The organism is Lacinutrix undariae, assembly GCF_052934785.1.
The window spans coordinates 690,674-702,500 of record NZ_CM128809.1 but is presented as its reverse complement, the minus strand read 5'-3'; the positions used below and the strand labels follow the sequence as shown (position 1 = coordinate 702,500).

Below are 11,827 nucleotides of genomic sequence, written 5' to 3'. Positions count from 1 at the left end.
GTGACTACTTTTCTCCATAAGCGTGATGTTTCTAATACATTTGCTTTATCAATAAGTGTTAGTTTTTTTCTTCTACTTTGAGCAGATTTGAATGCTAAGTGTGCAATACGTTCAATTTCATCGCGTGAGTAAAAGCATAAATCTGAAGCGCTATTACCATCTTCACTCATTTGTTTTTCACCAAAATATATACCACCAGTTAATTCGCGATATATACTAATATCTGTATCTTCTATAATTTCACGTTTTAAAGGTGATTTATCAAGTAAGGTTTTATAGGCTTTAACTGGACGGATATTTGCGTATAGACCTAACGATTTACGAAGTTTTAATAAGCCTTGTTCGGGGCGTACTTTTGCCGTGGGATCATTATCATATTTTGGATCTCCAATTGCTCCAAATAATATTGCGTCACTAGATTTACATAGCTTTAAAGTATCGTCGGGCAAGGGGTTTCCAGTTTCATCAATAGCAATGGCTCCTACTGCAGCCGATTTAAATCTGAATGTATGGTTAAATTCTTGAGCAATTGCCTTAAGCACTTTTATTGACTGGTTGGTTACTTCTGGACCAATACCGTCTCCTGGTAAAACAGCTATATCTAATTTCATATTCTAACTCTTTTTTTCATTTATATTTTGAGCGTTTCCTTTCGCAAAGCTTCAGGTCGCGTTTTTTGTTATATCTTTTTCGTACCTCAAAATTATGCCGCTACAATCGCTAACGCGTGTATTAATTATGGGTATTTTCAAACTGTTTAATCACCTCTTTTTTACTTAATAAATAGTCAATATCATCATATCCATTTATCATGCAGGTTTTTTTGTAAGCATCAATTTCAAAATCTTCTATATAGGATGTGTTCTTAATGCCTATAGTTTGTGCTTCAAGATTAACTTCAATACTGGTTTGTGGGTTTTTTGTTATAGCTTGTAATAATACCGCTAAAAAAGGTTTACTTATTTGTACGGGTAATAACCCGTTATTTAAAGCATTTCCTTTAAAAATATCAGCAAAAAAACTAGATACAATAACCTTAAAACCATAACCAGATAAAGCCCAAGAAGCATGTTCTCTACTAGATCCACAACCAAAATTATCTCCAGCAACAAGAATGCTTCCTGAGTATTTTCGGTTATTTAATGTGAAATCAATGTTTAATTTGTCGTTTTTATCATAACGCCAATCTCTAAATACGTTATCTCCAAAACCTTTTCTATCCGTAGCTTTTAAAAACCGCGCAGGTATAATTTGATCGGTATCAATATTTTCAATATCCAACGGAATTGCTTTCGACTCTAATGTGATAAACTTTTCCATCTTAATTTAATTGTTTAGTAATGTCTATAATTTTACCTTCAATAGCAGTGGCAGCTGCAACTAACGGGCTTGCTAAAATGGTTCTTGCACCTTGTCCTTGTCTACCTTCAAAATTTCTATTTGATGTAGACACACAATATTCATCTTGAGGAATTTTATCATCATTCATTGCTAAGCATGCCGAACATCCAGGTTGGCGTAATTCAAAACCTGCATTTTCAAAAACAGTTTTAAGGCCTTCTTCAATAATTTGAGTTTCTACTTGTTTACTTCCGGGAACTAACCAAGCAGTAACATTATCTGCTTTTTGTTTGCCTTTAATGTAATTTGCTGCAACTCTAAAATCTTCAATACGCGAGTTGGTACAACTTCCAATAAAAACAAAATTAATGGGTTTATTAATTAATGATTCTCCTTTTTTGAAATTCATATATTCTAAAGATTTTTCAAAAGAGGCATTGCTTAATTCAGGAATTTTATCTGAAATTTTAATTCCCATTCCAGGATTTGTTCCGTAGGTAACCATTGGTGCAATATCTTGGGCATCAAAAGTATATTCTTTATCAAAAGTAGCATCGTTATCTGTTGGTAATGTTTTCCAATAGTTTATTTTTTTATTAAAATCCTGTCCCTTAGGCGCGAATTTTCGATCTTTAATATAGTTAAACGTTGTTTGATCTGGAGCAATCATTCCTCCACGAGCACCCATTTCGATACTCATATTACAAACAGTCATGCGACCTTCCATGGTCATGTTTTCAAAAACATCCCCTGCATATTCACAAAAATATCCTGTACCAGAATTGGTTCCTAATTTTGAGATGATATACAAAATTACATCCTTAGGGAGTACGCCTTTTTTTAATGGACCATTTACAGTAACTCTTAAACTTTTTGGCTTGGTTAAAAGTAAACACTGACTCGCAAAAACCTGAGCCACTTGGCTCGTACCAATACCAAAAGCAATGGTACCAAAGGCACCGTGAGTTGATGTGTGTGAATCACCGCAAACCATAGTCATACCGGGTTGTGTGATTCCTAATTCAGGAGCCATAACGTGTACAATACCGTTATATTTATGACCTAAATCGTAAAGTGTAATATTATTTTTTTTACAATTAATTGAAAGTTGTTCTAACTGATTTCTAGACAACTCATCTTTAATTGGTAAATGTTGGTTTGTTGTTGGTGTATTATGATCTGCAGTGGCTATAATTTGATTAGGACGAAACACAGGAATGTTACGTTCTTCTAACTCATTAAATGCTTGCGGACTTGTAACTTCGTGTATTAAATGTTTATCTATATATAGTACTTGCGGACCGTTTTTAATAGTATCTACTACATGTGCATCCCAAACTTTGTCAAATAATGTTTTTCCCATTTATGCTGAAATAATTTGTTGATACAAGTTGCTATTTTCTATTATTTTATGAACATCTGTGTCATTTACTTCTTTTTTATTATCTGCATAATTTAAGAAACTAATATAAATTTCATCTAATTGAAGCTTTGTCAACTCGTATCCAATATTTTTTGCTCTATATGCTAATGCTGCTCTTCCGCTACGTGCTGTTAATACAATTGCAGATTCGGTAACACCCACAGATTTTGGGTCTATGATTTCGTAAGTTTCACGATTTTTAATGACCCCATCTTGATGAATACCTGAGCTATGTGCAAATGCATTTGATCCTACAATTGCTTTATTTGGTTGTGTAAAAACGCCCATTTGCTCAGATACTAGTTGGCTGATACCGTATAATTGTTCGGTTTGTATTGTGGTATCTAAATTAAGATATGGATGTTGTTTTAAAATCATCACCACTTCTTCTAATGCTGTATTTCCTGCACGCTCTCCAATACCATTAATTGTGCATTCAATTTGTCTTGCTCCATTAATTACACCTTCAATAGAATTTGCTGTAGCTAAACCTAAATCGTTGTGACAGTGACATGATAAAATAACATTTTCAATTCCTTTTACATGTTCTTGAAGGTATTTTATTTTTGCACCATATTCTTTAGGTAAACAATATCCGGTAGTATCTGGAATATTTAAAACTGTTGCTCCAGCTTTTATGGCAGCTTCACATACTCTTGCTAAATATTCATTATCTGTTCGTCCGGCATCTTCAGCGTAAAACTCTACATCTTCAACAAAAGTTTTGGCATATTTAACGGCTTCAAAAGCACGTTCTAATACTTTTTCTCTTGTAGAATTAAATTTATATTTAATATGTGAGTCCGATGTTCCTATTCCTGTATGAATTCTGGGTGTTTTAGCATATTTCAATGCTTGAGCCGCAATTTTTATGTCATTTTCAACGGCACGTGTTAATCCACAGATAGTTGCGTTTTTGATAAGTTTAGAAATTGCTTCTACAGATTCAAAATTCCCAGGACTAGAGACAGGAAAGCCAGCTTCTATAACATTCACGCCTAGGAGGTCGAGTTTTTCAGCTATAATTAACTTCTGTGAAGTATTCAGTTTACAACCAGGAACTTGCTCGCCATCTCTAAGCGTTGTGTCGAAAATTTGTACGTTGTGATTAGACATTTATTGAAATATATTTTTGTATTGTCTAACGAATGTATACTTTGGATACTTGTTAATATTTCTTTTTGGTATCGTATTACGATGTTCAATTAAAAAATATAAGTTTAAATACTTAATAATCAGTTTATTAAAATATAATTTCACTTGATGACTAAGGATCAAAAAGATAATTTGTTTTTATTAGTAAAATCACTTACTAAATCAGAAAAACGTCAATTTAAGTTGTACGTAGGGCGACTTGGTGTGAATGAAGATTCAAAATTTTTGAATTTATTCACTACCTTAGATAAGCTGTCTGTTTATGATGAAACAGTGATTTTAAAAAGTGGGATTGTAAAAAAACAACAGTTAGCTAATGTAAAAGCACATTTGTATAAGCAACTTTTAATTAGTTTAAAATTAAATCCTTTACATCAAAATGTACGTTCTCAAATTAGAGAGCAACTAGATTTTGCATCTATTTTATACCATAAGGGGTTGTATAAACAAGCGCTTAAAATTTTAGATAAATCAAAAGAAGTTGCTATTCAAAATGAAGAAAAAAACTTGGCATATGAAATTGTTGAATTAGAGAAAATTATAGAATCTCAATATATTACAGGTAGTATAAGTGGTAGAGCAGATGAGTTAACCATTCAAGCAAAAGAGCTGAGTCATCTTAATGTAATAACTAGTAAACTTTCTAATTTATCATTGCAATTGTACGGTGTATTTTTAAAAACAGGCTATGTTAAAAATGCAGAAGAAAGTAAACAAGTACAAGAATATTTTGATGCAAGATTACCAAAATTTGATGTTTACGATTTAGGTTTTAGAGAAAAATTATGGTTGTATCAAGCCTATTTATGGTATAGCTTTTTGATGCAAGATTTTCTAAATTGTTATAAATATGCTTTAAAATGGGTAGGACTTTTTGAAGTTCAAAAAAATATGGTTAATTTAAATCCTGTATTTTTTATAAAAGGGAATAATTATTTACTTGAAGCTTTATTCTACATTAAAAAGAAAGACAAATTTGCTGCTTATATTGATAAATTTGAAACAGCAGTTACTAATAAAACGTTTCCAAAAGATGATAATGTTGATGCGTTAACATTCTTATATTTAAATGTTAATAAACTTAATTATTACTTTATTGATGGGAGTTTTCAGGATGGTTTACATCTTATTCCTCAGATTGAAAAAGACCTCGAAAATTATAAAAATCGTATTGACGAACATCACACTATGATTTTTTATTACAAGTTTGCGAGTTTACATTTTGGTTCAGGAAATTATAAGGAATGTATTGCCTATTTAGATAAAATTATATCTAATAAATCTTTGTCTATGCGCGAAGATTTACTCTGTTTTTCACGCGTATTAAATCTTGTAGCACATTATGAAGGTGGCTATGATTATCATATTGAAAAACTTCTGAAAAGCACCTATAAATATTTACTAAAAATTGATGATTTATATGAAGTACAGAAAGAAATGATAAAGTTTATAAAAGGACTTCAAAACATATATCCACATGATATTAAAAAAGCATTTATAGGGTTACATAGTCGTTTAAAAACATACGAAGATCATCCTTATGAGCGTCGTGCTTTTCTGTATTTAGATATACTTTCATGGTTAGAAAGTAATATTGAAAACAAAACAGTTGCTGAAATTGTAAAATCTAAGTACATCGCTGGATTGAAGTAAAAATGAATTTATCTATCTTTGCATAATGCTTTCAAAAAAAACGAAATACGGACTAAAAGCGCTCACTTATCTTGCCAAACAAGATAGGGAACTACCAGTGCAAATTAGTGTGATTTCAGAAGCCGAAAATATTTCATTAAAATTTTTAGAAAGCATTTTATTAACGCTCAAAAAAAATCATGTTTTAGGCTCAAAAAAAGGAAAAGGTGGCGGTTATTATTTATTAAAAGATCCTTCGGAAATAAAAATGTCTTTGGTGATGAGAGTTCTTGAAGGACCGATTGCTATGGTGCCGTGTGTAAGTTTAAATTTTTATGAAAAATGTAGCGACTGTCCAGATGAAACACTTTGCGGTGTACATCAACTAATGACTGACGTAAGAGATAGTGCGTTAAGTATTTTTAATCATAAAACATTAGCCGACTTAATTTAAAATTTTCTTAAAATAGAGTCTGTTTCCATAATTTTATATAATTTCGCTATTAATCCTACTAATTTAATAGGATAATAGAAACAGGAATATGACAAAGCTTCCCTTAGATCTTGAATTTTGGAATAAAAAATTAAAAGATCAAACCCCTAATGAGATTATAAAATGGGCATTAACTTTAACAGAAAATAGAATTGTAACTACCAGTTTTGGAGTATATTCTGCAGTTTTATTAAGTTCAATAGCAAAACTTGATACTACTATTAAAGTAATTTGGTGTGATACTTTATTTAACCAACCAGGAACATATACGCATGCCGAAAACTTAATTTCAGCCTATAAATTGAATATTTTTAAATATATTCCGCTACTTAAAAAAGCAGAAATTAATGAAACCATTGGTTTGCCAGGAATTGAAGATGAAGGTCATGATCGTTTTTCGGAAGTTGTAAAATTAGAACCTTTCAGAAGAGCATTAAACGAACACCAACCCCAACTTTGGTTCACTAATATTAGAGATCGCCAAACTGAACATAGAGTAAAGAAAGATATTTTAAGCTACAGTAAAGACGGTATTTTAAAAGTAAGTCCGTTTTATTATTTTACAGATACCAAATTGGATGCTTATTTAAAAGAAAACCAATTACCTAAAAATACTGATTACTTTGATCCTGTTAAGGCGCTACAAAATAGAGAGTGTGGTATTCATTTACAATAATAATTCGACAAGATTTTTTCGGTAAAGCGAGACATTGGTCTTAAATATTCTGTTATTTTTGCGTCATAATACACTTTATGAAGCATCTATTATTCTGCGTTTTATGCTTGAGTTTTTTCGTTGGAAGTTCTCAAAATGAAACCAAATCACAATCTACTATAGATATTAATTATTTTAAAGGGAATATCGCTCTTCATAATAACGATATTCTACATTTAATTAAAGGACATCCCGAAGGCTTTTTATTAAGCTGGAACAAAAAAACATTTGGTCATGAAGATTGGGAACAACGCTTTAATTACCCAGATTACGGACTATCATTTGCTTATCAAAATCTAAAAAATGATGTTTTAGGAGATAATTATGCGCTTTATGCTCACTACAATTTTTATTTTCTAAATAGAAATTTAATGTTTCGTGTTGGGCAAGGTTTAACTTACAATACAAACCCTTATGATAAAGTTGAAAATCATAAAAACGTTGCCTTTGGAAGTACCATTTTAAGTTCAACCTATTTAATGCTTAATTATAAAAAAGAACGTGTTTTTGATCGTTTTGGTTTTCAAGCGGGATTAAGTTTATTTCACTATTCAAATGCCAATGTAAGAGCACCAAATACAAGTATAAATAGCATAAGTTTTAATGTAGGGTTAGTTTATAATTTAGATGATGAACCTCTTGAATATATTTCAAACCTAACCAACGATAAATTTACACAGCCTATAAAATTTAATTTTGCTTTTAGAAGCGGAATAAACGAAAGTGATGTGATTGGAAGCGGACAATTTCCGTTTTATACCCTTTCAGCTTATGCTGATAAACGGCTGAGTCGTAAAAGTGCCATTCAGGTAGGAACAGATATATTCTTTTCAAAATTTTTAGACGAATTAATTACCTATTATGCTGTCGCTTACCCGGAACGTGGTACAGATCCTGATGCCGATTATAAACGCGTTGGTTTATTTGTAGGTCATGAGCTATTTATTAATCGCCTTTCGGTAGTATCTCAAGTTGGATATTATGTGTATTATCCTTACGATTTTGAAGGGCGTTCATATTTCCGTATAGGATTAAAACGTTATGTTGGTAAAAAATGGTTTGGTGCGGTGACTTTAAAATCACATGGTGCAAAAGCAGAAGCTGTAGAATTTGGTATAGGTGTAAGATTATGAAAAAAATTATTGGATTATTTATTTTAGTTCTGGTTTTTGCTTGTGATAGTGAAGATGCAAACGATTGTTTTCAAACTACAGGACATAATGTACAACAAGAATTTTTAGTTGAAAATTTTGAAAAAATATTAGTCAACAGAGGTGTTGAGTTATTTATTGAACAAGGCGATACATATACTGTAATTGTTGAAAGTGGTGAAAATCTTATTAATGATGTAGATGTGATTGTTGTTGGAAATCAGTTAGAAATCACCGATAATAATACTTGCAATTTTGTACGAGATTATGCCGTAACAAAAGTATATGTGACTGCACCAAATATAAAAACCATTAGAAGTTCTACCCAATATGAAATTTCATCAATAGGCGTATTAAACTATAATAATTTAAGTTTGATTTCCGAAGATTTTAACCTTCAAGGAAGTTTTACAGTAGGAGATTTTAGTTTGCAATTAAATGCAACTAATTTATCAATTGTATCAAATAATATGTCTTCTTTTTATCTTTCAGGAACTGCTGAAAATGTAAATGTTGGATTTTACTCGGGATCAGGACGTTTTGAAGCAGAAGATTTAATAGCGCAAAATATTAATGTATATCATCGTGGAACTAACGATATGATTGTAAATCCGCAATTACAACTTACAGGAGAAATAAGAAGTGTAGGAAATGTGATTGTAGTGAATACGCCACCTCTTGTAACTGCCCAAAGTTTTTATACAGGACATCTTGTTTTTGAAGACTAATTAGCTGTTAATTCTCTAAATAAGCTTTCTAAACTAGCGTTTTTCTGATTAAGTTGTAAGATTTTTAGCTCATTATCATGTGCGAAATCAAAGACGTGAGAACGCATATCTTCTGCAGTATCAAAAGTGATTTCATATATAAAATCAAACGTATTTACAACACTTTTTACTTTTTGTAAACGTAATAAAAAGGCTTCTTCAACACGGTAATCAAATTCAACAATAACAGTTTGTTCTTTATCGTCTCTTAATTCTTTAAGTGTTTTATTAGCTACAATTTCACCTTTATTGATAATAATAACGCGGTCACACATGGCTTCAACTTCTTGCATTACGTGAGTTGATAAAAACACAGTTTTTTCTTTTCCAAGAGATTTTATAAGCGCTCTAATATCTACCAATTGATTAGGATCTAGTCCGGTAGTTGGTTCATCTAAAATTAAAACTTCGGGGTTGTGTAATAACGCATTTGCTAATCCTACACGTTGGCGATATCCTTTTGAGAGTTGCCCTATTTTTTTGTGAGATTCAGGTGTTAAACCAGTAAGTGTAATAACTTCGTTAATTCTGTTTTTATCAATATTATATACGCCAGCATTAAAACTTAAATACTCTTTAACGTACATATCTAAGTATAACGGATTATGCTCAGGTAAGTATCCTACAGATTTTTGTACAGATTTAGTATCTTTTTTTACATCAAAATCATTCACTTTAGCATCACCTTCGCTAGCCTCAATAAATGTGGTAAGAATTTTCATCATAGTAGATTTACCTGCACCATTAGGTCCTAAAAATCCTACAATTTCACCCTTATTAATCTTAAATGAAATAGAATTTAAAGCCTTTTGTTCGCCGTAAATTTTTGTAATGTTTGAAACTTCTATCGACATACTGTAAAATATTTATTCAAAAATAGTAATTATATAATTTAAAGTGATCATTATAAACGTTTCTTTAAAAGGATATATGAATTATGAAAAAAAGAGAGCTTGAATTTTGTTTTTTAAAAATAAGAGTTACATTAGCAGTATAATAATTACAATGCAAACAACAATTTTTACATATCATAACTGGAGTTACTTCTTTTTTAACAAAGAGAACGAGGTCTTGTATGTGTAATTTATTTTTTTGATATAAATTTTAATATGAATCTCGATGCAAATCGGGATTTTTTTATATGGTAAAGTCAGTAGCAATACAAGGAATTAAAGGTTCTTTTCATCATATTGTAAGTCAACAATATTTTGAGAACAACATCACTATTGGAGAATATTTATCTTTTGATGAAGCGGTAGCGAGTATCATTACAAATGAGCAAGATGCTTGTGTTATGGCGCTCGAAAACTCAATTGCAGGATCAATAATTCCCAATTACGCATTAATTGATACCCATAATCTTAAAATTATTGGCGAATATTATTTAGATATTCAACATCATTTAATGGCGTTGCCAAATCAACCTATTGCAGATATTACAGAAGTATATTCGCACCCAATGGCATTATTGCAGTGTAAGGAATTCTTTAAAAAATATCCACATATAAAACTTATTGAAGATAAAGATACTGCCGAAGTTGCGCAACGTATTCAAGAAAAAAAACTCTTACATACCGGAGCAATTGCGAGTAGGTTGGCTGCAGATTTATTTGAGCTTGAAATTTTATCAGAAAGTATTCAAACTATAAAACATAATGAAACGCGATTTGTGATTGTAAAAACCGAAGCGCCAAAAATTTCAAATACCAAAATTACTAAAGTGTCTTTAAAGTTTGAGTTAGATCATAAACGAGGCAGTTTAGCAACCGTTTTAAACGTATTGAGTGATTGTAAATTGAATTTAACCAAAATACAATCGTTACCAAAAATAGAAACCCCATGGAAATACGCCTTTTTTGTAGACGTTACTTTTAATGATTATAACGATTACAGTAAAGCAAAATCCATTTTAGAAATAATGAGTCAGGATTTAAAAATTCTTGGTGAATATAAAAATGCAAGATCATGATTGAAGTTGCAAAGAGATTGCAAACGGTTGAGGAATACTACTTTTCCAAAAAATTAAAAGAAGTTAATTTACTTAAGCAAAACGGCAAACCAATTATCAATTTAGGAATTGGTAGCCCAGATATGGAACCGCCATATAAAGTGATTTCGGCAATGGTTGAAGCGATGCAAGATCCGGTGGCTCACAAATATCAAAGTTATCAAGGTTTACCAGAACTAAGAGAAGCTATTGCAGATTTTTATAAATCAAAATTTCAGGTGAGCTTAAGCTCGCAAACCGAAGTGTTACCACTTATGGGAAGTAAGGAAGGGATTATGCATATATCGTTAGCTTTTTTAAATGAAGGTGACGAGGTTTTAATTCCAAATCCAGGATATCCAACCTATACATCGGTAACAAAATTGGTGGGAGCAAAAGCTGTACCATATGATTTAAAAGAAGAGAATGCGTGGTTGCCAGATTTAGATGCTTTGGCTAAAACCGATTTAAGTAAGGTGAAATTAATGTGGATTAGTTACCCACATATGCCAACAGGAGCAGTAGCGCCAAATAAGTTTTACGATGATATCATTGCTTTTGCAAAACACAATAATATTCTTATTGTAAATGATAATCCGTATAGTTTTATTTTGAACAAATTTCCGCGTAGTATTTTAAAATACCATGATGCAAAAAATCATTGTTTGGAACTTAATTCGTTAAGTAAAACCTTTAATATGGCCGGTTGGCGTGTAGGTATGGTTTTAGGGAAATCGGAATATATAAACAGTATTTTGAAAGTAAAAAGTAATATGGATTCCGGCATGTTTTATGGCATTCAAAAAGGGGCTATTGAAGCTTTAAAATGTTCAGATATGTGGTTTATGAGTTTAAATAGTGTGTACGAACAACGCCGGGAATTAGTATGGAAATTAGCAGACGCACTTAACTGTACTTACGATAAAACAGCTACAGGATTATTTGTTTGGGCAAAATTACCCCCATATCTAAAATCTAAAGAATTTATAGATTTAGTATTAAAAAACTACTCACTATTTATAGCGCCAGGTACCATTTTTGGGACCAATGGTGAAGGTTATATACGGTTTTCGTTATGCGCAGGAATAGAGGAAATAGAAGAAGCAATAGCACGCGTAAAATAAAAATAGATAATAAATATTCCGAAAAGGAAAACGTCTAGA

12 protein-coding genes (1 of these 12 only partly in view) are annotated in these 11,827 nt (G+C 31.3%); 7 read left to right on the top strand and 5 right to left on the bottom strand.

Annotated elements, in window-relative coordinates:
• The 4 genes from leuB to ACU4C5_RS03235 all read right to left on the bottom strand — a co-directional run.
• Positions 1 to 611: the 5' portion of a 3-isopropylmalate dehydrogenase gene (gene leuB, locus ACU4C5_RS03250; protein ID WP_446845621.1), read on the bottom strand. Its footprint begins 508 nt before the window's first position; the window shows 611 of its 1,119 coding nt (coding positions 1–611); the start codon lies at positions 609 to 611; its stop codon lies beyond the left edge, outside the window.
• Between the two features lie 121 nt (positions 612 to 732).
• The gene (leuD, locus tag ACU4C5_RS03245; protein ID WP_446845620.1) at positions 733 to 1,320 is read right to left on the bottom strand and encodes a 3-isopropylmalate dehydratase small subunit; all 588 of its coding nucleotides are present in this window, start codon (positions 1,318 to 1,320) and stop codon (positions 733 to 735) included.
• 1 nt (position 1,321) lies between these two features.
• Positions 1,322 to 2,704: a 3-isopropylmalate dehydratase large subunit gene (leuC, locus tag ACU4C5_RS03240; RefSeq protein ID WP_446845619.1), complete on the bottom strand. Its 1,383-nt coding sequence runs from the start codon at positions 2,702 to 2,704 to the stop codon at positions 1,322 to 1,324.
• On the bottom strand, positions 2,705 to 3,880 hold the full coding sequence (locus ACU4C5_RS03235; protein WP_446845618.1) for a 2-isopropylmalate synthase: 1,176 nt from the start codon (positions 3,878 to 3,880) through the stop codon (positions 2,705 to 2,707).
• 147 nt (positions 3,881 to 4,027) lie between these two features.
• Here ACU4C5_RS03235 and ACU4C5_RS03230 point away from each other — a divergent pair, with 147 nt between their 5' ends.
• From ACU4C5_RS03230 to ACU4C5_RS03210, 5 genes are all read left to right on the top strand, one after another.
• Positions 4,028 to 5,572: a hypothetical protein gene (locus tag ACU4C5_RS03230; protein ID WP_446845617.1), complete on the top strand. Its 1,545-nt coding sequence runs from the start codon at positions 4,028 to 4,030 to the stop codon at positions 5,570 to 5,572.
• Between the two features lie 25 nt (positions 5,573 to 5,597).
• Positions 5,598 to 6,005: an RrF2 family transcriptional regulator gene (locus ACU4C5_RS03225; RefSeq protein WP_446845616.1), complete on the top strand. Its 408-nt coding sequence runs from the start codon at positions 5,598 to 5,600 to the stop codon at positions 6,003 to 6,005.
• An 88-nt stretch (positions 6,006 to 6,093) separates the two neighbouring features.
• A complete protein-coding gene (locus ACU4C5_RS03220; RefSeq protein WP_446845615.1) occupies positions 6,094 to 6,720 on the top strand; it encodes a phosphoadenosine phosphosulfate reductase domain-containing protein in 627 nt (208 codons plus the stop codon).
• Positions 6,721 to 6,797: 77 nt separating this feature from the next.
• A complete protein-coding gene (locus ACU4C5_RS03215) occupies positions 6,798 to 7,892 on the top strand; it encodes an acyloxyacyl hydrolase (protein WP_446845614.1) in 1,095 nt (364 codons plus the stop codon).
• Complete coding sequence (locus tag ACU4C5_RS03210; RefSeq protein ID WP_446845613.1) at positions 7,889 to 8,638, top strand: head GIN domain-containing protein; 750 nt, start codon at positions 7,889 to 7,891, stop codon at positions 8,636 to 8,638. The genes ACU4C5_RS03215 and ACU4C5_RS03210 overlap by 4 nt, the downstream gene beginning before the upstream one ends.
• Here ACU4C5_RS03210 and gldA read toward each other — a convergent pair.
• On the bottom strand, positions 8,635 to 9,531 hold the full coding sequence (gldA, locus tag ACU4C5_RS03205; protein WP_446845612.1) for a gliding motility-associated ABC transporter ATP-binding subunit GldA: 897 nt from the start codon (positions 9,529 to 9,531) through the stop codon (positions 8,635 to 8,637). The two genes, ACU4C5_RS03210 and gldA, sit on opposite strands and share 4 nt — an antisense overlap.
• A 287-nt stretch (positions 9,532 to 9,818) precedes the next feature.
• Here gldA and ACU4C5_RS03200 point away from each other — a divergent pair, with 287 nt between their 5' ends.
• On the top strand, positions 9,819 to 10,646 hold the full coding sequence (locus tag ACU4C5_RS03200; RefSeq protein ID WP_446845611.1) for a prephenate dehydratase: 828 nt from the start codon (positions 9,819 to 9,821) through the stop codon (positions 10,644 to 10,646).
• Positions 10,643 to 11,788 carry a pyridoxal phosphate-dependent aminotransferase gene (locus tag ACU4C5_RS03195; protein WP_446845610.1) on the top strand — a complete coding sequence of 382 codons (1,146 nt, stop codon included), beginning with the start codon at positions 10,643 to 10,645 and terminating at the stop codon, positions 11,786 to 11,788. Before ACU4C5_RS03200 ends, ACU4C5_RS03195 begins: the two co-directional genes overlap by 4 nt.
• Positions 11,789 to 11,827: the final 39 nt, after the last annotated feature.